This window comes from Pseudomonas pharyngis, assembly GCF_021602345.1.
In the GTDB taxonomy this organism is placed as follows: domain Bacteria; phylum Pseudomonadota; class Gammaproteobacteria; order Pseudomonadales; family Pseudomonadaceae; genus Aquipseudomonas; species Aquipseudomonas pharyngis.
Map to the genome: position 1 here is coordinate 209,517 of NZ_BQID01000010.1, position 19,537 is coordinate 229,053.

Below are 19,537 nucleotides of genomic sequence, written 5' to 3' on the forward strand. Positions count from 1 at the left end.
TGGGCAGCCCTATGCTTCAGGCCTGAGACTTGACCCGATCCGCCGGGCGCCGAACGCCCGCCACAATCTTGTCCACAGCCTTGGTCGCCGCGACCATGCCGAACGTCGCCGTCACCATCATCACCGCGCCAAATCCGCCGGCGCAGTCCAGCTTCACGCCGTCGCCGACAAAACTCTTCTGCAGGCAAATGCTGCCGTCCGGTTTCGGATAGCGCAGCTGTTCGGTGGAGAACACGCACGGCACGCTGTAATGGCGGGTCACTGTGCGCGAGAAGCCGTAGTCACGACGCAGCGTCGAGCGCACTTTCGAGGCCAGCGGGTCGTTGAAGGTGCGGTTGAGGTCGCAGACCTGAATCAACGTTGGATCGATCTGTCCGCCAGCTCCACCGGTGGTGATGATCTGAATCTTGCGGCGCTTGCACCAGGCGATCAGCGCAGCCTTGGCGTTGACGGCGTCGATGCAGTCGATCACGCAGTCGATATTCGGCGTGATGTATTCGGCCATGGTGTCGCGGGTAACGAAGTCCGCCACGGCGTGCACCTTGCAGTCCGGGTTGATCCCGCGCAGACGCTCGGCCATCACCTCGACCTTGGGTTTGCCGACGGTGCTGTCGAGCGCGTGCAACTGGCGGTTGGCGTTGCTGACGCAGACGTCGTCGAGGTCGAAAAGGGAAATCTCGCCCACCCCGCAACGGGCCATGGCTTCCGCCGCCCAGGAACCGACGCCGCCGACGCCGACAATCGCCACATGGGCTGCACGCAGGCGATCGAGGCCCTCGATGCCATACAAACGGGCGATGCCTGCAAACCGCGGATCTTCTGTACTCATGACCATTACCCTGAAAACCGGCGCGCATTATAGGGCCGTCGGCGGCCAAGAGCATCTTTGCGCTATGAACGGCGAACGCGCCTGCTTTAATTGAAGCTGTACGTAACAAAGATTTGTCTTACACGCTGAAACGAAAGAACTTAAGTCAGGTTGGATTGCCCAACATCCGGCATTTCCCTGTCTCTTGTAGGACTCGGCGAACTGCCGGTGTAGGATGCGCGCCCTCCTGGCGTCAACCAGCCGACCCTTCGTTCCACAGCCTTTGGAACCCGACACAGCTATGTCATCGCGTAAATTTGGACTCAACCTGGTGGTGGTTCTGGCAATCGCCGCCCTGTTCACCGGTTTCTGGGCGCTGATCAACCGCCCCGTCTCCGCGCCGAACTGGCCGGAGCAGATCTCCGGTTTCTCCTATTCACCGTTCCAGCAGGGACAGTTCCCACAGAAGGATCAGTATCCGACCGACGATGAAATGCGCCGCGACCTGGAGATCATGAGCAAGCTGACGGACAACATCCGCATCTACTCGGTCGACGGTTCCCTGCAGGACATCCCGAAACTGGCGGAAGAATTCGGTCTGCGCGTGACCCTGGGGATCTGGATCAGCCCCGACCAGGAGCGCAACGAGCGGGAGATCGCTAAAGCTATCGAGTTGGCCAACTCTTCGCGCAGTGTGGTTCGCGTGGTGGTCGGCAACGAAGCACTGTTCCGGGAGGAAATCACGCCTGAGGCCCTGATCGTCCTGCTGGATCGTGTCCGTGCAGCGGTGAAGGTACCGGTCACCACCTCCGAACAATGGCATATCTGGGAGAAATACCCGCAACTGGCCAAACACGTCGACCTGATTGCCGCCCACGTTCTGCCCTACTGGGAATTCATTCCGGTGGACAAGGCCGGGCAGTTCGTTTTCGACCGCGCCCGCGACCTGAAAAAGATGTTCCCGAAAAAGCCGCTGCTGCTGTCCGAAGTGGGCTGGCCGAGCAACGGCCGCATGCGCGGTGGCGCCGATGCGTCGCCGGCGGATCAGGCGATCTACCTGCGCACACTGGTCAACAAGCTCAACCGCCAGGGCTTCAACTACTTCGTGATCGAAGCGTTTGACCAGCCGTGGAAGGCCAGCGACGAAGGTTCGGTTGGCGCCTACTGGGGCGTGTTCAACGCCGCGCGCCAGCAGAAATTCAACTTCGAAGGCCCGGTGGTGGCGATCCCGCAATGGCGCGTGCTGGCCATCGGTTCGGTGGTGCTGGCGCTGTTGTCGCTGACCCTGCTGATGATCGACGGCTCGGCCCTGCGTCAGCGCGGCCGTACCTTCCTGACCTTTATCGCGTTCCTCTGCGGTTCGGTGCTGGTGTGGATCGGCTACGACTACAGCCAGCAATACAGCACGTGGTTCAGCCTGACGGTGGGCTTCCTGCTGGCGCTCGGTGCGCTCGGGGTGTTCATCGTGTTGCTGACCGAGGCCCACGAACTGGCCGAAGCGGTGTGGATTCACAAACGCCGGCGTGAATTCCTGCCGGTGGTCGGCGATTCTGATTACCGCCCGAAAGTTTCGATCCACGTGCCCTGCTACAACGAGCCGCCGGAGATGGTCAAACAGACCCTCAACGCCCTGGCCAACCTCGACTATCCGGACTTCGAAGTCCTGATCATCGACAACAACACCAAGGACCCGGCGGTCTGGGAACCGGTGCGCGACTACTGCGAAACCCTCGGCCCGCGCTTCAAGTTCTTCCACGTCTCGCCCCTGGCCGGTTTCAAGGGCGGCGCGCTGAACTACCTGATCCCGCACACCGCCAAGGACGCCGAAGTGATCGCGGTGATCGACTCCGACTACTGCGTGCACCCGAACTGGCTCAAGCACATGGTGCCGCACTTCGCCGACCCGAAAATCGCCGTGGTGCAGTCGCCGCAGGATTATCGCGACCAGAACGAAAGCACCTTCAAAAAGCTCTGCTACGCCGAATACAAAGGCTTCTTCCACATCGGTATGGTCACCCGCAACGACCGCGACGCGATCATCCAGCACGGCACCATGACCATGACCCGTCGTTCGGTTCTGGAAGAACTGGGCTGGGCCGACTGGTGCATCTGTGAAGACGCCGAACTCGGTCTGCGGGTATTCGAGAAAGGCCTGTCGGCGGCGTATTACCACGACAGTTACGGCAAGGGTCTGATGCCGGACACCTTCATCGACTTCAAGAAACAGCGTTTCCGCTGGGCCTACGGTGCGATCCAGATCATCAAGCGTCACACCCGCAGCCTGCTGCGCGGCAAAGACACCGAGCTGACTCGCGGCCAGCGTTACCACTTCCTCGCAGGCTGGCTGCCTTGGGTGGCGGACGGCATGAACATCTTCTTCACCGTCGGCGCGCTGTTGTGGTCGGCGGCGATGATTATCGTGCCGCAGCGGGTCGACCCACCGCTGCTGATCTTCGCGATCCCGCCGTTGGCGCTGTTCGTGTTCAAGGTCGGCAAGATCATCTTCCTCTACCGTCGCGCCGTGGGCGTGAACCTCAAGGATGCATTCTGCGCGGCACTGGCCGGTCTGGCGTTGTCGCACACCATCGCCAAAGCGGTGCTGTACGGCTTCTTCACCAGCAGCATTCCGTTCTTCCGCACCCCGAAAAACGCCGACAACCATGGCTTCTGGGTGGCGATTTCCGAAGCCCGGGAAGAGCTGTTCATCATGCTGCTGTTGTGGGGCGCGGCGCTGGGGATCTTCCTGGTGCAGGGCATTCCGAGCAACGACATGCGCTTCTGGGTGGCCATGTTGCTGGTGCAGTCGCTGCCGTACGTGGCGGCGCTGATCATGGCGTTCCTGTCGTCGCTGCCAAAACCTGCGGCTGCGCCTGAACCGGCACCGGTGGTCTAAATCCTCACCGATGCACTAAACGGCGGCCAATGGTCGCCGTTTTGCTTTAAGATAACCGCCATTTTGCGCGCCTTGCCCCCCAGCTTTCGGAGTTTTCCATGACGGCCCACGCCGACCTTTCGCCGACCCTTCAACTCGCCATCGACCTGATCCGCCGTCCGTCCGTGACGCCGGTCGACGCCGATTGCCAGAAGCAGATGATGCAGCGCCTGGGCGATGCCGGTTTCCAGCTGGAACCGATGCGCATCGAAGATGTGGATAACTTCTGGGCGACTCACGGCAAAGACGAAGGCCCGGTGCTGTGCTTCGCTGGCCACACCGACGTGGTACCAACCGGCCCGGTGACGGCCTGGCAGATCGACCCGTTCAACGCAGTGATCGACGAGCACGGCATGCTCTGCGGCCGTGGCGCGGCGGACATGAAAGGCAGCCTGGCTTCGATGACAGTCGCCGCCGAGCGCTTCGTCGCCGACTACCCGGATCACAAGGGCAAGGTCGCGTTCCTGATCACCAGCGACGAAGAAGGCCCGGCGCATCACGGCACCAAGGCTGTGGTCGAGCGTCTGGCAGCCCGTAACGAGCGTCTGGACTGGTGCATCGTCGGCGAACCGTCGAGCACCACGCTGGTGGGCGACGTGGTGAAGAACGGTCGTCGCGGCTCCCTCGGCGCCAAACTGACCGTGCGCGGTGTCCAGGGCCACGTCGCCTATCCGCATCTGGCGAAGAACCCGATCCACCTCGCTGCCCCGGCTCTGGCCGAGCTGGCAGCCGAGCATTGGGATCACGGCAACGACTTCTTCCCGCCGACCAGTTTCCAGATTTCCAACGTCAACTCCGGCACCGGCGCGACCAACGTGATTCCGGGCGATCTGGTGGCGGTGTTCAACTTCCGCTTCTCCACCGAGTCGACCGTTGAAGGGCTGCAGAAACGCGTCGCCGACATCCTCGACAAGCACGGCCTGGACTGGCACATCGACTGGGCGCTGTCCGGTCTGCCATTCCTCACCGAGCCGGGTGCGCTGCTCGACGCGGTGTCGTCGAGCATCAAGGACATCACTGGCCGCGAGACCAAGGCGTCCACCAGCGGCGGCACCTCCGACGGTCGTTTCATCGCGACCATGGGTACGCAGGTTGTTGAGCTGGGTCCGGTCAACGCAACCATCCACCAGGTCAACGAGCGCGTGCTGGCGGCCGATCTCGACGTGCTGACCGAGATCTACTACCAGACCCTGATCAAGTTGCTCGTCTGATGCTCGCGTGCCCGATCTGCAGTGAACCGCTAAACGCGGTGGACAACGGCGTGGTCTGCCCCGCCGGCCACCGCTTTGACCGTGCGCGCCAGGGTTACCTCAACCTGCTGCCGGTGCAGCACAAGAACAGCCGCGATCCCGGTGACAATCAGGCGATGGTCGAGGCCCGCCGCGACTTTCTGAACGCCGGGCATTACGCGCCGGTGGCCAAGCGTCTGGCGGAGCTGGCGGCGAGTTATGCGCCGGCGCGCTGGGTCGATATCGGTTGTGGCGAGGGTTACTACACCGCGCAGATCGCCGAGGCTTTGCCCGACGCCGACGGTTACGCGCTGGACATCTCGAAGGAAGCGGTCAAACGCGCCTGCAAACGCAATCCGGCACTGACCTGGTTGATCGCCAGCATGGCCCGGGTGCCACTGGCCTCCGGCAGTTGCCAGTTTCTGGCCAGTGTATTCAGTCCGTTGGACTGGGAAGAAGCCAAGCGCCTGCTCAGCGTCGGCGGCGGTCTGATGAAAGTCGGCCCGACCAGCGGCCATCTGATGGAACTGCGCGAACGCCTGTACGACGAAGTGCGCGAATACACCGACGACAAGCACTTGGCCCTGGTGCCGCAAGGCATGGCGCTGGCGCACAGTGAAACCCTGGAATTCAAACTGACGCTGGACAAGCCCGAGGATCGCGCCAACCTGCTGGCGATGACGCCCCACGGCTGGCGCGCCAGTGCCGAGCGCCGCGCGGCGGTCATCGAACAGACCGAGCCGTTCGTGACCACGGTCTCGATGCGCTACGATTATTTCGTTCTTCAATAACTTTTGGTCTCGGGCAACGACCCGGGGCCGGCTAAATCCGCGAATGGATTTTTCAGACCCGCAGTGAGGATATCCATGCGCCAACCGGACATCGAGATTTACCTGAAAGACGCCGACGTCGACCACAAGGCCATTTCCGCCTGGCTGGGCGCCGCCCTCGGCCCGTGCAGCGACTGGGTACAGAAAGGTCAGACGTACAAGTGCAAGGCCGGCAACATCCCGGTGACCTGGCTGCCGAAAGCCGTGGGCAAGTGGAACAGCCTTTACCTGGAAAGCGATGCGACCCCTTGGGACGACGACATCGCCTGCGCCCGGGCAGCCTTTGCCGCGCTGAACGTCGAAGTGCGCTGCGCGCCGGGGACGTGGGTCGAGGATGAAGGTGAAGAGACGGCGGATCGCTGGATTCGGATCAGCGTCGATGGTGAAGAAGAAATCACCTGGAAAACTGCATAACAAAGCCGTACACAAAACCTGTGGGAGCGGCGGTTCGACGCTTCGACTTGCCCGCTCCCACAGTGTTTTTTCGGGGATCCGAAGAGTGCGGTTTACAACCCGACCACGTCTTCAGCCTGCAACCCCTTCTGCCCTTCCACCACCGCGTATTCAACCTGCTGACCCTCGGTCAGCGAACGGTGGCCTTCGCCACGGATCGCGCGATAGTGCACGAACACGTCCACCCCGTCTTCGCGCTGAATGAAGCCGTAGCCCTTGGCGTCGTTGAACCACTTCACGTTGCCGGTTTCACGTGTTGCCATCTGTTCATACTCCTTTTTTATTATTGAACAGGCTTTTCGCAGGAAAGCCTTTGAGGAACGTCAGCCTGCGTCCGACGTCCATAAAAGGGCCCCGGCGACAGATCGCCGAGTATATGACAGGCGGCAAAACTCTCAACAGGAGATTACTTCGCCGCTTTTTTGCCGATTTTCGAGTAATCCGGCAAACTGTCGACCGCCCGAGCAAACGCTCGGTTTATCCACTCACGCAGAAGCCGTATGACCCGTTCCCCGTTCCGCCGTCTTGTGTTTGGCACCTTGCGCCGACTGTTGTATCTCTGGGTTCGCTCCGAGACGATCAACCAGTCGTCGTTCACCCTCAACCTCGACCGCAGTCGTCCGGTGTTCTACGTCCTGCAAAATCCATCGCTGACTGATCTGGCGGTGGTCGACACCGAGTGCACCAAGGCCGGCCTGCCGCGCCCGGTGCTGCCGGTGTCCGTGGGTTCGCTGATCGAACCGGCGGCGTTTTTCTACCTGACGCCGGACCCGGACTGGCTCGGTCGCCAGGACAAGCGCGGTGCACCGCCGACCCTGACCCGACTGGTCAGCGCCCTCAGCCAGAACGCTGCCGAAGACGCGCAGATCATTCCGGTCAGCGTGTTCTGGGGCCAGTCGCCGGACAGCGAAAACAGCCCGTGGAAACTGCTGTTCGCCGACAGCTGGGCCGTCACCGGGCGTCTGCGTCGCCTGCTGAGCATCATGATTCTGGGGCGCAAGACCCGCGTGCAATTCTCCGCACCGATCCACCTGCGCGAACTGATCGAACACAACAAGGGCCACGAGCGCACGGTGCGCATGGCCCAGCGGATCCTGCGGGTGCACTTCCGCAACCTCAAGGCTGCAGTGATCGGTCCGGACATTTCCCACCGCCGCAACCTGGTCAAAGGCCTGCTCAACCAGCCGCTGGTCAAGCAAGCGATCCTCGACGAAGCCGAGCGCGAAAACATCTCCCCGGAAAAAGCCAAGGCCCAGGCCCTGCGCTACGGTAACGAGATCGCCTCGGACTACACCTACACCGCGATCCGTTTTCTGGAAGTGGTGCTGAGCTGGTTCTGGAACAAGATCTACGACGGGATCAAGGTCAACCACATCGAAGGCGTGCAGAAGGTCGCCCAGGGTCACGAAGTGATCTACGTGCCGTGCCACCGCAGCCACATCGACTATCTGCTGCTGTCGTACTTGCTGTTCCGCAATGGCCTGACCCCGCCGCACATCGCCGCCGGGATCAACCTCAACATGCCGGTGATCGGCAGCCTGCTGCGCCGTGGCGGCGCGTTCTTCATGCGCCGCACGTTCAAGGGCAATCCACTGTACACCTCGGTGTTCAACGAATACCTGCACACCCTGTTCACCAAAGGTTTCCCGGTCGAGTACTTCGTCGAGGGCGGTCGCTCGCGTACCGGGCGCATGCTGCAACCGAAAACCGGGATGCTCGCAATCACCATGCGCAGCTTCCTGCGTTCGTCGCGGATGCCGATCGTGTTTGTGCCGGTGTACATCGGTTATGAGCGCGTGCTCGAAGGCCGAACCTACCTCGGCGAGCTGCGTGGCGCGAGCAAGAAGAAAGAATCGATCTTCGACATCTTCAAAGTCATCGGCGCGCTAAAGCAGCGCTTCGGCCAAGTGGCGGTGAACTTTGGCGAGCCGATCAAACTGGCGGAATTCCTCGACAGCGAACAGCCCGACTGGCGCCAGCAGGAACTCGGCCCGCAGTACAAGCCGGCGTGGCTCAACGAAACCACCAATCGCCTCGGCGAAAAAGTCGCGCAGCACCTGAACGAAGCGGCGGCGATCAACCCGGTCAACCTGGTGGCGCTGGCGCTGCTGTCGACCACCCGCCTGGCGCTGGATGATCGGGCCATGGCGCGGGTGCTGGATCTGTATCTGGCGCTGCTGCGCAAGGTGCCATACTCACCGCACACCACGTTGCCGGAAGGCGATGGCCGCGCGCTGATCGAGCACGTGAAGGACATGGATCTGCTGTCCGAGCAGAACGATGCGCTGGGCAAGATCCTTTATCTGGACGAGCAGAACGCCGTCCTGATGACGTACTACCGCAACAACGTGCTGCACATCTTCGCCCTGCCGGCGCTGCTGGCGAGCTTCTTCCAGAGCACCTCGCGCATGAGCCGCGAACAGATACTGCGCTACACCCGCGCGCTGTATCCGTACCTGCAATCAGAGCTGTTCATTCGCTGGACCCTGGACGAACTGGATGCGGTGATCGATCAGTGGCTGGAAGCGTTCGTTGAACAAGGCCTGCTGCGTTTCGAGAAAGACGTGTACCTGCGCCCGGCACCGAGCTCGCGGCATTTCGTGCTGCTGACCCTGCTGTCGAAGAGCATCGCCCAAACCTTGCAACGCTTCTACATGACGGTTTCCCTGCTGCTCAACAGCGGCCAGAACAGCATCAGCGCCGAAGAGCTGGAAGACCTGTGCACGGTCATGGCCCAGCGCCTGTCGATCCTGCATGGCCTGAACGCACCGGAGTTCTTCGACAAGAGCCTGTTCCGCCACTTCATCCAGACCCTGCTCGACCTCGACGTACTGCGTCGCGACGAAGCCGGCAAGTTGAGCTACCACGAACTGCTCGGCGAACTGGCCGAAGGCGCGGCCAAACGGGTGTTGCCGGCGGAGATTCGCTTGTCGATCCGTCAGGTGGCACTGCACCGCAGTGAAGATGCGGCCGATCAGCCCGCCGCCCCTGTGCAAAGCGACTAAATTCCTACAGGCGCCAGGCTTCTTCTGGCGCCGTCGATACGGAGATCTCCGATGAAAAAACTTTCCCTTCTTGCCGCCGCCACGCTGCTCAGCGCCTGCCAGTCGACCTCTCCGGCCGGCAAGGTCAGCCTCGACGGCGAAGTGTTCTACCTGCAACGCATCGCCCTGCCGCCCAGTGCGACCTTGAGCGTGAGCCTGCAGGACGTTTCGCTGGCCGACGCTCCGGCCGTGGTACTCGACGAACAGAAAGGCCCGGTCAAAGGCCAGGTGCCGCTGCCGTTCCACTTGAGCTACGATCCGGCCCAGGTCAAACCCGGCCACCGCTACTCGGTCAGCGCGCGCATTGAAGTCAACGGCGAGCTGATGTTCATCACCACCGAAAACCATGCCGTGCAGCTTGATGGCAAGGATCCGCAGCCACTGAAGATCCGCGTCGACTCGGCCCGTTAACGCCCTTTTCAAACAAGGAAGCTTTCATGCTCCGTCCTACCCTTCGCTTCGCCGGCCTGTGCGCGGGCCTGATGATCTCCGCCAACGCACTGGCCCTGTCCCTCAGCGACCTGTCGCAAGGCGACGCCACCGGTGGCCTCAAGGATGCCCTGACCCAGGGCGCGCAACTGGCCGTCAAACAACTCGGCACCCCGGGCGGTTTCAGCAACAACCCGGACGTGAAGATCGAACTGCCGGGCAAACTCGGGAAAGTCGCCGGCAAGATGAAAGCCTTCGGCATGGGCGCTCAAGTTGAAGAACTGGAAACCGCCATGAACAAGGCCGCGGAAACCGCCGTCACCCAGGCCCAGCCGATCCTCGTCGACGCCGTGAAGAAAATGAGCGTGGAAGACGCCAAAGGCATCCTCAGCGGCGGCAACGACTCCGCTACTCAATACCTGGACAAATCCAGCCGCGAACAGATCCGCACCAAGTTCCTGCCGATCGTCAAACAGGCGACCGACAAGGTCGGCGTAGCCCAGAAATACAACGCCTTCGCCGGCCAGGCCGCAACCTTCGGCGTAGTGGATGCGAAGAGCGCCAACATCGAAAGCTACGTGACCGAACAAGCGCTCAACGGCCTGTTCGAAATGATCGGCAAACAGGAAGAAACCATCCGCAAGAACCCGGCCGCTGCGGCGACGAGTCTGGCGAAAAAAGTGTTCGGTACGCTCTAAACCGGCACCACACGGGAGTGAATTTTCTCACTCCCGTTGTTCAATCCGTCGCCTGCAGACACACGTAAAAAGTACACCCACTCGCGTCCCATTTTCTTCTTCTCGAAAACCTGCAGCTCAACCAACCCGCTCAACGCCGACACCGCTGTGTTGTAGGCACAACCAAGATGCTCCTTGACGTTCCCCGCCGTGAACTCCTTCGCCACCCCGCTCCTGGCCACCTGATAAATGGCCCGCTGCCGCTCTGTCAGCCGATCAAAAAAGCCCGAACAGGTCAACCAGCGCTCGAAGCCTTCGCTGTACGCCACACTCTTGCGGTACACATCGGTAAAACCCTCCACCGCCCGCAAAATCACGGAACACTGAAACTCGATGAAGTACGTCAGGTCGAGCTCATCAGCCTCGCTGTGCAAATACGACCGCCCGTACTTTACCGGCGCGTTGCGCAGCAAAAGACTGATCGCGATATAGCGGAACGCCGAAAACTCATGCTTGAACATGAACCAGTAAAACAGCGCCCTGGCGACCCGCCCGTTGCCATCGCGAAAGGGATGTTCATAGCCCAGGGCAAAGTGCAGCGTGATCGCCTTGATCAGCGGATGCAGGTAGTTTTTTTGCCGAGGTGAACCCTGTGGTTGATTGATCCACTGCGAGAGCAAATCCAGTCGCCTCACCAATCCGACCGCAGGCGGTGGCGAGTGCACGGTATTTCCTTCGCCGTCCTGCACCACCACTTCATCGTTCGTCCTGAAAAGTCCGGGGTCGTACTGCTCGTCATCAATACCCTCGACACCGACTCGATGGATTGACGCAATCAACTCCACGCTCAAAGGCTCGAAACGTTTTTCCCAGGCGAAATTCATCATCCGGAAATTACCCATCACCATCCGCTCATCCGGCGTCCGGGGCTGACGCCATTGCTTGAGCATGTCCTTGGCAACGCGGGTAGTGGTCGCGGCGCCTTCCAGCTGACTGCTGCTGATCGCCTCATCCTCGATCAGATCGTTAAGCAAATAACTGAAATGCGCCCGCTCGCCTATCTGGCTGGTCATGTACTCCAGCGACGCCGTCGTGGTTTGCCGATCAACCACTGAAAGGGCCTTCTGCGCGGTTGGCGTCGGCACAAACTTTCCCCACTGCGCCGGCTCCCCCAAAGGCAGAAGATGAATGTACTGAGCGGCCCGCGCCTTCTTGACCAACGCCCAACACAAACGCGAATCCAGCCCGCTGGCCCAGCGATACCGCAAATCCTCAAAAGGCAGATACCGCCCCCGATCATCCAGCGGCTTGAGCAACGCAAGATAGTCCGCCAGACGCTGCTTGTGAGGCGCGCGCATCAACAACTCAAAGACCGGATCGGCCCGACCTTTCAATACCGGCGGTTTCTTCATCAACGCTGCTCAACCAAGGCTGAAAAACAGCCTCGAGTACAGCACCGCCAACACAGCGACTCAATATCGGAGGCGTCTGAAAAAAACGTAGGAGACGGCGCAAGGTCCTACAAAGCTGCTTGCTCCCAAAAGAAAAGATCGGCCCACAGACCGCCATCGCTAGCAGGCTAGCTCCCACAGTTGACACGGGTTTCCTCAAAAATATGGCGTAGCCAAACCACTCAACACGATGAGCGTTAGCTCGAGTACCGCTTTTGACGTGCCGGCCCCTTCGGCCGGCTGAGTGGAGGGATTTATCCGGGGGTGGGAGCGCAGCGACCGTTTGGCGAAGCCAAACACATCGAGAGGAGGTGCAGCGAAGCAAACCGTAGGCGATGCCCCCGGATGAATCCCGGAGCGAAGGAACCCCGAGCCCCCGCGAGGGGCCGAACGCCGGGGCCCAGCCTTTTGGTTCCTTTTTGGCGTTTGAAAAAGGGACTCGCCGTAAGGGCGAAACCGCCAGCCGCAACACCCGCAGAAACGGATATTCACCCAAAACCCCAAGAGCATGGTCGGCCCAAAGGCCGCCACGCTCAAACAGCCTCAAGCCTCCTTGCGAACCCTGAACCAAGCCGCATACAACGCCGGCAAAAACAAAAGCGTCAAAGCAGTAGCAACAATCAACCCCCCCATAATCGCCACCGCCATCGGCCCAAAAAACACACTGCGAGAAAGCGGAATCATCGCCAGCACCGCCGCCAGCGCCGTCAACACAATCGGCCGGAACCGCCGCACGGTCGCCTCGATAATCGCCTGCCACGGCTTGAGCCCGGCGGCGATGTCCTGCTCGATCTGATCCACCAGAATCACCGAGTTACGCATGATCATCCCCGACAGCGCGATCGTCCCGAGCATCGCCACAAACCCGAACGGCTGACGGAACACCAGCAGAAACAGCGTCACCCCGATCAACCCCAGCGGCGCCGTCAGAAACACCATCGCCGTGCGCGAAAAACTGCGCAACTGCACCATCAGCAACGTCAGCACCACGACAATGAACATCGGCACCCCGGCGTTCACCGACTTCTGTCCACGCTCCGAATCCTCCACCGTACCGCCGACATCCAGCAGATAGCCGTCCGGCAATTCGGCGCGGATCGGATCAAGCGTCGGCATGATCTGCTTCACCAGCGTTGCCGGTTGTTCCTTGCCATAGATGTCCGCCCGCACGGTCACGTTCGGCAGACGATTGCGGTGCCAGATGATGCCTTCCTCGAAGCCATATTCCAGCGTGGCAATCTGCGACAGCGCGACGCTGCGACCGTTGTCGGTCGGCACCGCCAGACTCGGCAGCAACGACAATTCGGTGCGCTCGTGCACGGTGCCGCGCAGGAGGATTTCGATCAGTTCGTTGTCCTCGCGGTACTGGCTGACGCTGGAGCCGGTCAGCGAACTCTGGAGGAATTTCGCCAGATTCGCCGTGCTCACACCCAGTGCCCGGGCGCGATCCTGATCGATGTTCAGGTACACAACCTTGCTCGGCTCTTCCCAGTCCAGATGCACGTTGACCACATGCGGGTTCTCGCGCACCTTGGCCGCGACTTTCCGGGCCAGTGCACGGACTTCCTCGATGTGCTCGCCGGTGACGCGGAACTGCACCGGATAGCCAACCGGAGGACCGTTTTCCAGGCGCGTGACCCGCGAGCGCAAGGCCGGGAACTGCTCGTTCAACGTGTCGATCAGCCAGGTGCGCAGGGCTTCGCGCTCCTCGATGGTTTTCGCCAGAACGACAAACTGGGCGAAGCTCGCCGCCGGCAGTTGTTGATCCAGCGGCAGGTAGAAACGTGGCGAACCGGTGCCGACGTAAGCGACATAGTTGTCGATGCCGGCGTGATCCTTGAGCATCGCTTCCAGCCGTTTGACTTCGGCCGTGGTATTGGCCAGCGAGGCGCCCTCGGCAAGCTTCAGATCGACCATCAGCTCCAGTCGCCCGGAAGCCGGGAAGAACTGCTGCGGCACGAACCGGAACAACGCCAGCGACGCAACAAATAGCAGCACGGTGAGCACGATCACGGTTTTGCGCCGACGTACGCACCACTCCACCAGACGCCGCACCCGTTGGTAGAACGGCGTGCCATAGGGATCGGTTTGGCCGTCAGCCGCACCGTGTTTGGCCGCATGAATTTTCGCCAGATCCGGCAGGAGTTTTTCCCCCAGATACGGCACGAACACCACCGCCGCTACCCAGGATGCGAGCAAGGCGATGGTCACCACCTGGAAGATCGAGCGAGTGTATTCGCCGGTGCCGGACTGCGCCGTGGCAATCGGCAGGAAGCCTGCGGCCGTAATCAGCGTACCGGTGAGCATCGGGAACGCGGTGCTGGTCCAGGCATAACTGGCAGCCTTGATCCGGTCGAAACCCTGCTCCATTTTGATCGCCATCATTTCCACGGCGATGATCGCGTCGTCCACCAGCAAGCCCAGCGCCAGTACCAGCGCACCGAGGGAAATCTTGTGCAGGCCGATGCCGAGGTAATACATGCAGGCGAACGTCATCGCCAGCACCAGCGGAATGGTCAGCGCCACCACCATGCCGGTGCGCACGCCGAGGGAAAAGAAGCTCACCAGCAACACGATGGCCAGCGCTTCGACCAGCACCTGGACGAACTCGCCGACGCCGGTTTTCACAGCTGCGGGCTGATCGGAGACCTTGCGCAATTGCATGCCGGCCGGGAGGTTTTTCTGGATGCGGGCGAACTCGATTTCCAGAGCCTTGCCCAGCACCAGAATGTCGCCGCCGTCCTTCATCGCCACCGCAAGGCCGATGGCGTCTTCGCCCATGAAGCGCATGCGCGGTGCCGGAGGATCGTTGAAACCACGCCGCACGTCAGCGACATCGGAGATGCGGAACGTACGATCCCCGACCCGGATCGGGAAGTTCTTGATCTCGTCGACTGTCTGAAAATTCCCCGACACCCGCAGCTGCAAACGCTCGCTGCCGGTTTCGAAAAACCCTGCGGTGGACACCGCGTTCTGTTCCTCCAGCGCCTGCTGCACGGCTGCCAGCGGCAAGCCGAGGGTGGCGAGTTTGACGTTGGACAATTCGACCCAGACCTTCTCGTCCTGCAAACCGAGCAGATCGACCTTGCCCACGTCCTTGACCCGTTGCAGCTGGATCTGGATGCGGTCGGCGTAATCCTTGAGCACCGCGTAGTCGAAACCGTCGCCGGTCAGCGCATAGATATTGCCGAAGGTGGTGCCGAACTCATCGTTGAAAAACGGCCCCTGAATGCCCGGCGGCAGGGTCTGGCGAATGTCGCTGACTTTCTTGCGCACCTGATACCAGAGATCCGGAATCTCCACCGAATGCATCGAGTCGCGGGCAATGAACGTGACCTGGGATTCACCGGGGCGCGAGAACGAAACGATCCGCTCGTACTCGCCGGTTTCCATCAGTTTCTTTTCGATGCGTTCGGTAACCTGGCGCGAGACTTCCTGAGCCGTTGCGCCGGGCCAGCGGGTCTGGATGACCATCGCCTTGAAGGTGAACGGCGGGTCTTCGCTCTGGCCGAGCTTGGTGTAGGACAAGGCACCGACAATCGCCAGCAAAAGCATCAGGAACAGTACGATCTGGCGATTGCGCAGCGCCCAGGCGGAAAGATTGAAACCCATCGGGGATTACTCCTTGTCCGCCAGATTGACCACGCGGTTGGAGCGATCCACCGGACGCACCTGCTGCCCTTCCAGCAATACGTGAACGCCAGCGGCGACCACCCAGTCGCTGGCGTTCAGGCCTTCGAGCACCGGCACGGTTTTCTCACCGAATGGGCCGACGCGCACCGGGGTCTTTTTCAGGGTGTTGTTGGCGCTGACGACCCAGACGTAGGTCGCGCCGTTTTCGGCCGTCAGTGCCGAGAGCGGCACCGACAGCGGGATGACATCGGCGGTCTGCACGAAGACCCGGGCGCTCTGGCCCAGTTCTGCCGGGACCTTGCCGGCGGTGAATGAAATGCGTGCGGCGAAGGTGCGGGATTTCGGATCGGCCGCCGGCGACAGCTCGCGGATCTGCCCGGCGAAGCGCTGGTTCTGTTGCGTCCACAACTCCACCGAGACCGGCTGGCCGACCTTGAAGCGGCCGAAGCTCTGCTCCGGCAGGCTGATCAGCACTTCCCGTTCGCCGTCAGTGGCGAGAGTGAAAACGGTCTGCCCGGCGGCGACCACTTGCCCGACTTCCACCGAACGCTTGGCCACCACGCCATCCTGGGGCGCGCGCAGCACGGCGTAACTGGCCTGATTGGTCGAGACGTTGAATTCGGCTTTGATCTGTTTGAGGCGGGCCTCGCCGGAGCGATAGAGATTTTCGGCATTGTCGTAGGCCGAGCGGCTGACCATCTGCCGTTCCATCAGGGTCTTGTAGCGGTCACGCTCGGCACGCACCAGGTTCAGGTTGGCTTCGGCCGCCGCGACTTGGGCTCGGGTGGCTTCCAGTTGCAGGCGTACATCCTGCGGATCGAGCTCGGCGAGTGGCTGATCGGCCTTCACGCGCTGGCCTTCCTCGACCAGTCGTCGGCTGACTTTGCCGCCGATGCGGAACGCCAGATCGGGTTCGTAGCGGGCGCGAACCTCGCCCGGATAACTTTCCATCGCCTGCGCCGAAGGCTCTGGCTGCACTACCATGGCCGGTCGCACGCTGACTTGCGTTACCTCTTCCTTGCCACACGCCGACAATAAAAAAGCCAGACTGACTGGCACCGCAAAGGACAACGCATGGCGGAACATGGTGAAGGACCTTTCGCTAAGGAGGCTTGGAATAATTATACTGGCCGGTATGTTATTAATAGCAAACTCACCAGTCCAGTATTAAAAGCGAAGAATGTCGAACAATCTTTCCACTCCAAACGGCCCGGGCCGACCGAAGGATCCGGCCAAGCGCCAGGCGATCCTCGAGGCGGCAAAAATCCTGTTCCTGAGTCATGGCTATGCCAACACCAGCATGGACGCGGTGGCCGCCGAGGCTGGCGTGTCGAAGCTGACGGTCTACAGCCATTTCAACGACAAGGAGACGCTGTTCTCTGCCGCCGTGGTGGCCAAATGCGAGGAGCAATTGCCACCGCTGTTTTTCGAATTGCCGGACGGCATCGCGGTGGAAAATGTGTTGCTGAACATTGCGCGAGGTTTTCATCACCTGATCAACAGCGATGAATCGGTGAACCTGCATCGTCTGATCATGGCCTTGGGCAGTCAGGATCCCAACCTGTCACTGATCTTCTTCGAGGCCGGCCCTCAGCGCATGGTGCAGGGCATGGAACGTTTGCTGCGGCGGATCCACGAAACCGGCGTGCTGAGCATCGACAACCCGCACAACGCCGCCGAACACTTCTTTTGCCTGATCAAGGGCGCCGGGAATTTCCGTCTGTTGTACGGCTGCGGTGAGCCGCTGACCGACGAGGCGGCGGAAAATCATGTGCAGGAAGTGGTCGAGCTGTTCATGCGGGCCTTTCGACCCTGAAAACAAAAATCCCACGCCATGCGTGGGATTTTCTTATGCGACGGCTCAGGCCTTGAGCGCTTTCTTCGGGTAGATGTCATAGCGGCTGGATTTGCCATCCAGCGCATGGCTCGGCTTCGGCCCTTCGATGCACGGCGCCTTGCGCGGGCGCTTGACCACCACCCGGTGCGTGGCCAGCGCCAACGCCGCTTCCAGCAAGGCCGGTGCATCCGGGTCATCGCCTACCAACGGGCGGAACAGGCGCATTTCCTTCTTCACCAGCGCGGTTTTCTCACGGTGCGGGAACATCGGGTCGAGGTAGATCACCTGCGGCGGCTCGCTCTCCCAATTGCGCATCACGTCGATGGAGTTGCCCTTGAGCAGCTTCATCCGCGCCACGATCGGCGCCACCTCGAAGTCTTCAGCCGCGCGGGCCAGACCATCTTCCAGCAACGCGCCGATCAATGGCTGGCGCTCGATCAGGCTCATCTCGCAACCAAGACTGGCCAGCACGAACGCATCCTTGCCCAGCCCTGCCGTGGCATCCAGCACCCGTGGACGCACGCCTTGGGCGATGCCGACCGCCTTGGCGATCATCTGCCCGCTGCCACCGCCGTACAACCGGCGATGGGCCGCGCCACCCTCGACAAAGTCCACCCGCACCGGCCCCGGCGCATCCGGCCCCAGCTGTTGCAGCTGCAAACCCTGCTCGCCGACCTGCAAGGCGAACTCGCCGTCAGCCACCTGCAACGGCAGATCCAGGCGCTGCGCCCACTGCTCGGCCTGCGCTTCGAACGTCGGGCCGAGGGCCTCGACATGGATGCGGCAGGCCGCGGGTTGCTCAATCATGGAAAACACGCTCAAAAAAGTTAAGGATCGGCAAAAACCGCCGATAACCCAATCAACGCGCATTTTGCCAGAGCTGAGCGTCAACCGAAAAAAATGTCAGGCATTCTTCCCACATCGATTGGCTACCTTTCGCCCACAGGCGATTTCAGCCGTCATAACACTCAAGCATTGGGCGGCGTCAGCCACCTGTGGCAGGATTTTTTTGCCCAGGCACTGGCCGAGCAATCGAGTGATGTGGTGCCGGCCTGCGGCACGTTCCCACCGGTTGACCTGGAAAGCCCTGAAGAACCGACTGTCGGCAGCGAACTGCACGCGCACATCGTCAGCCAGCGCGAATGCGATGTGGTTGAAACCGAGGTGCGTCCGCCGGAGCCGCTGTTCCTGCCGATCGCCGAAATCGACATGACACTGGCCGAGCCGTACCCTCCGTTCCCGCCAGAAGAAATCAAGACTCAGCAAAAGCAGCAGGATTTCGACAGCAGCTGGGTTCGTCCGGTCGTGATCAACAACGGCCAGCCGATTCCGGAGCCGGGCCCTGCCCCGCAGAAAAAACCGCTGTACCTGCCGATTGCCGAGTTCGATCTGGATCTGCTGCAGCCATACCCGCCGTTCCCGCCGGAAGCCATCGTCGAGCAGCAGAAAGCCCTGGACTTCGATAACGGCTGGGTGCGCCCAATCGTTCAGCAGAACCTGCGCATCGCCGCCTGATCCCTCAGCGACACACGCTCCAGCGCCCGACATCGACATGAAAGTGATTGCGATGGGCGGCGTTGTAATCCGGACTCAACACCACACTGAACGCCTCGCAGGCACCGTCGCGCACCTGCCGTAGAAACTGCGCGTCCCGGTTTTGCTTCGGCCAGTCCTTGAGCACGCTGATCGCACGACCATCCGCCAGCCGGAAGCCGGCGATGTCCAGCGCATCGGCACTGGCATGGCGGCTGAGCGCGCCGCTATCGCGGTTGTAGACGTTGCGGCAGGCGAAGCTGCCGAGGTGATCGACCCGCGCCACAGGCTGACCGTAGGCCTGCTGCGCCGCCGGTTGCAACGTGTGGCGCTCGAACATCGCAAACGCCACGGCCAACGGGCAACTGGCGAGAAAGCTGCTGCTGAGCCCCACCCCGCCGCCCTGCACGCGCAAAGCGCTGATCAACGGACATTTGGCATCCGGACTGTCGGCCTGTGGCGAAACCCGCAGGCCGGAGCTGCCCAATGCCTGCTGGCACAACAGCGGATCGCTGCGCAGGCGCATCAACTTGTAACCCGTGAGCCAGTTGGGCGTCGCCTGCACGTCCAGTGGCGCCCACGGGTTCCACTGCGGCGGCACATTGAGCCAGCCGCGCCAGACGCCGATCAGCCCGCCACCAATGATCAGCAGCCCTGCCAACAGCAGCCAGCGCCCCATGC

16 protein-coding genes are annotated in these 19,537 nt (G+C 61.5%); 9 read left to right on the forward strand and 7 right to left on the reverse strand.

Annotated features, from left to right (window positions below; genetic code table 11):
- Positions 1-16: 16 nt before the first annotated feature.
- The gene (tcdA, locus tag L6D74_RS21340; protein WP_236190268.1) at positions 17-835 is read right to left on the reverse strand and encodes a tRNA cyclic N6-threonylcarbamoyladenosine(37) synthase TcdA; all 819 of its coding nucleotides are present in this window, start codon (positions 833-835) and stop codon (positions 17-19) included.
- 274 nt (positions 836-1,109) lie between these two features.
- Here tcdA and L6D74_RS21345 point away from each other — a divergent pair, with 274 nt between their 5' ends.
- The 4 genes from L6D74_RS21345 (at position 1,110) to L6D74_RS21360 (ending at position 6,213) form a co-directional block, all read left to right on the forward strand.
- Positions 1,110-3,701: a glycosyltransferase gene (locus tag L6D74_RS21345; protein ID WP_064593757.1), complete on the forward strand. Its 2,592-nt coding sequence runs from the start codon at positions 1,110-1,112 to the stop codon at positions 3,699-3,701.
- A gap of 98 nt (positions 3,702-3,799) precedes the next feature.
- Positions 3,800-4,951, forward strand: coding sequence for a succinyl-diaminopimelate desuccinylase (gene dapE, locus L6D74_RS21350; protein ID WP_221398802.1), 1,152 nt, complete (start codon positions 3,800-3,802; stop codon positions 4,949-4,951).
- Complete coding sequence (locus L6D74_RS21355) at positions 4,951-5,760, forward strand: putative RNA methyltransferase (protein WP_236190269.1); 810 nt, start codon at positions 4,951-4,953, stop codon at positions 5,758-5,760. Before dapE ends, L6D74_RS21355 begins: the two co-directional genes overlap by 1 nt.
- A 75-nt stretch (positions 5,761-5,835) precedes the next feature.
- Positions 5,836-6,213: a hypothetical protein gene (locus L6D74_RS21360; protein ID WP_236190270.1), complete on the forward strand. Its 378-nt coding sequence runs from the start codon at positions 5,836-5,838 to the stop codon at positions 6,211-6,213.
- A gap of 92 nt (positions 6,214-6,305) precedes the next feature.
- Here the strand turns inward: L6D74_RS21360 and L6D74_RS21365 are convergent, their stop codons facing one another.
- Positions 6,306-6,515 (reverse strand): cold shock domain-containing protein, encoded by a 210-nt coding sequence (locus L6D74_RS21365; protein ID WP_007954750.1) that lies wholly within the window; start codon positions 6,513-6,515, stop codon positions 6,306-6,308.
- Positions 6,516-6,752: 237 nt separating this feature from the next.
- On the opposite strand from L6D74_RS21365, the gene plsB reads away from it, so the two are divergent.
- From plsB to L6D74_RS21380, 3 genes are read left to right on the forward strand one after another with little or no spacing between them, the layout of a single operon-like run.
- Entirely contained in the window at positions 6,753-9,257 is a 2,505-nt protein-coding gene (gene plsB, locus L6D74_RS21370) for a glycerol-3-phosphate 1-O-acyltransferase PlsB (protein ID WP_103386562.1), read from the forward strand.
- Positions 9,258-9,308: 51 nt separating this feature from the next.
- Positions 9,309-9,707, forward strand: a complete 399-nt coding sequence (locus L6D74_RS21375; RefSeq protein WP_127797051.1) for a YbaY family lipoprotein — start codon at positions 9,309-9,311, stop codon at positions 9,705-9,707.
- A gap of 26 nt (positions 9,708-9,733) precedes the next feature.
- Positions 9,734-10,423, forward strand: coding sequence for a DUF4197 domain-containing protein (locus tag L6D74_RS21380; RefSeq protein WP_011332665.1), 690 nt, complete (start codon positions 9,734-9,736; stop codon positions 10,421-10,423).
- On the opposite strand, the gene L6D74_RS21385 is transcribed toward L6D74_RS21380, so the two are convergent.
- From L6D74_RS21385 to L6D74_RS21395, 3 genes are all read right to left on the reverse strand, one after another.
- Complete coding sequence (locus L6D74_RS21385; protein WP_236190271.1) at positions 10,420-11,814, reverse strand: Fic family protein; 1,395 nt, start codon at positions 11,812-11,814, stop codon at positions 10,420-10,422. The two genes, L6D74_RS21380 and L6D74_RS21385, sit on opposite strands and share 4 nt — an antisense overlap.
- 582 nt (positions 11,815-12,396) lie before the next feature.
- The gene (locus L6D74_RS21390) at positions 12,397-15,465 is read right to left on the reverse strand and encodes an efflux RND transporter permease subunit (protein ID WP_236190272.1); all 3,069 of its coding nucleotides are present in this window, start codon (positions 15,463-15,465) and stop codon (positions 12,397-12,399) included.
- 6 nt (positions 15,466-15,471) lie between these two features.
- Positions 15,472-16,572: an efflux RND transporter periplasmic adaptor subunit gene (locus tag L6D74_RS21395; RefSeq protein ID WP_064593735.1), complete on the reverse strand. Its 1,101-nt coding sequence runs from the start codon at positions 16,570-16,572 to the stop codon at positions 15,472-15,474.
- Between the two features lie 94 nt (positions 16,573-16,666).
- Here L6D74_RS21395 and L6D74_RS21400 point away from each other — a divergent pair, with 94 nt between their 5' ends.
- Positions 16,667-17,302, forward strand: coding sequence for a TetR/AcrR family transcriptional regulator (locus L6D74_RS21400; protein ID WP_236190273.1), 636 nt, complete (start codon positions 16,667-16,669; stop codon positions 17,300-17,302).
- Positions 17,303-17,347: 45 nt separating this feature from the next.
- Here L6D74_RS21400 and L6D74_RS21405 read toward each other — a convergent pair whose 3' ends face one another.
- On the reverse strand, positions 17,348-18,130 hold the full coding sequence (locus L6D74_RS21405) for a class I SAM-dependent methyltransferase (protein WP_236190274.1): 783 nt from the start codon (positions 18,128-18,130) through the stop codon (positions 17,348-17,350).
- A 93-nt stretch (positions 18,131-18,223) separates the two neighbouring features.
- Between L6D74_RS21405 and L6D74_RS21410 the strand changes: the two genes are divergently transcribed.
- Positions 18,224-18,838 (forward strand): hypothetical protein, encoded by a 615-nt coding sequence (locus tag L6D74_RS21410; protein ID WP_064593729.1) that lies wholly within the window; start codon positions 18,224-18,226, stop codon positions 18,836-18,838.
- Positions 18,839-18,842: 4 nt separating this feature from the next.
- Here the strand turns inward: L6D74_RS21410 and L6D74_RS21415 are convergent, their stop codons facing one another.
- A complete protein-coding gene (locus tag L6D74_RS21415; RefSeq protein WP_236190276.1) occupies positions 18,843-19,535 on the reverse strand; it encodes an extensin-like domain-containing protein in 693 nt (230 codons plus the stop codon).
- Positions 19,536-19,537 lie beyond the last annotated feature (2 nt).

What these genes read in the sequence shown, in the direction of transcription:
- dapE (WP_221398802.1), top strand. Translation starts at nt 3,800, where the DNA reads ATGACGGCCCACGCCGACCTTTCGCCGACCCTTCAACTCGCCATCGAC.
- L6D74_RS21380 (WP_011332665.1), top strand. Translation starts at nt 9,734, where the DNA reads ATGCTCCGTCCTACCCTTCGCTTCGCCGGCCTGTGCGCGGGCCTGATG.
- L6D74_RS21405 (WP_236190274.1), bottom strand. Translation starts at nt 18,130, where the DNA reads ATGATTGAGCAACCCGCGGCCTGCCGCATCCATGTCGAGGCCCTCGGC.
- L6D74_RS21365 (WP_007954750.1), bottom strand. Translation starts at nt 6,515, where the DNA reads ATGGCAACACGTGAAACCGGCAACGTGAAGTGGTTCAACGACGCCAAG.
- L6D74_RS21390 (WP_236190272.1), bottom strand. Translation starts at nt 15,465, where the DNA reads ATGGGTTTCAATCTTTCCGCCTGGGCGCTGCGCAATCGCCAGATCGTA.
- L6D74_RS21410 (WP_064593729.1), top strand. Translation starts at nt 18,224, where the DNA reads ATGTCAGGCATTCTTCCCACATCGATTGGCTACCTTTCGCCCACAGGC.
- plsB (WP_103386562.1), top strand. Translation starts at nt 6,753, where the DNA reads ATGACCCGTTCCCCGTTCCGCCGTCTTGTGTTTGGCACCTTGCGCCGA.
- tcdA (WP_236190268.1), bottom strand. Translation starts at nt 835, where the DNA reads ATGGTCATGAGTACAGAAGATCCGCGGTTTGCAGGCATCGCCCGTTTG.
- L6D74_RS21345 (WP_064593757.1), top strand. Translation starts at nt 1,110, where the DNA reads ATGTCATCGCGTAAATTTGGACTCAACCTGGTGGTGGTTCTGGCAATC.
- L6D74_RS21360 (WP_236190270.1), top strand. Translation starts at nt 5,836, where the DNA reads ATGCGCCAACCGGACATCGAGATTTACCTGAAAGACGCCGACGTCGAC.
- L6D74_RS21385 (WP_236190271.1), bottom strand. Translation starts at nt 11,814, where the DNA reads ATGAAGAAACCGCCGGTATTGAAAGGTCGGGCCGATCCGGTCTTTGAG.
- L6D74_RS21395 (WP_064593735.1), bottom strand. Translation starts at nt 16,572, where the DNA reads ATGTTCCGCCATGCGTTGTCCTTTGCGGTGCCAGTCAGTCTGGCTTTT.
- L6D74_RS21400 (WP_236190273.1), top strand. Translation starts at nt 16,667, where the DNA reads ATGTCGAACAATCTTTCCACTCCAAACGGCCCGGGCCGACCGAAGGAT.
- L6D74_RS21355 (WP_236190269.1), top strand. Translation starts at nt 4,951, where the DNA reads ATGCTCGCGTGCCCGATCTGCAGTGAACCGCTAAACGCGGTGGACAAC.
- L6D74_RS21375 (WP_127797051.1), top strand. Translation starts at nt 9,309, where the DNA reads ATGAAAAAACTTTCCCTTCTTGCCGCCGCCACGCTGCTCAGCGCCTGC.
- L6D74_RS21415 (WP_236190276.1), bottom strand. Translation starts at nt 19,535, where the DNA reads ATGGGGCGCTGGCTGCTGTTGGCAGGGCTGCTGATCATTGGTGGCGGG.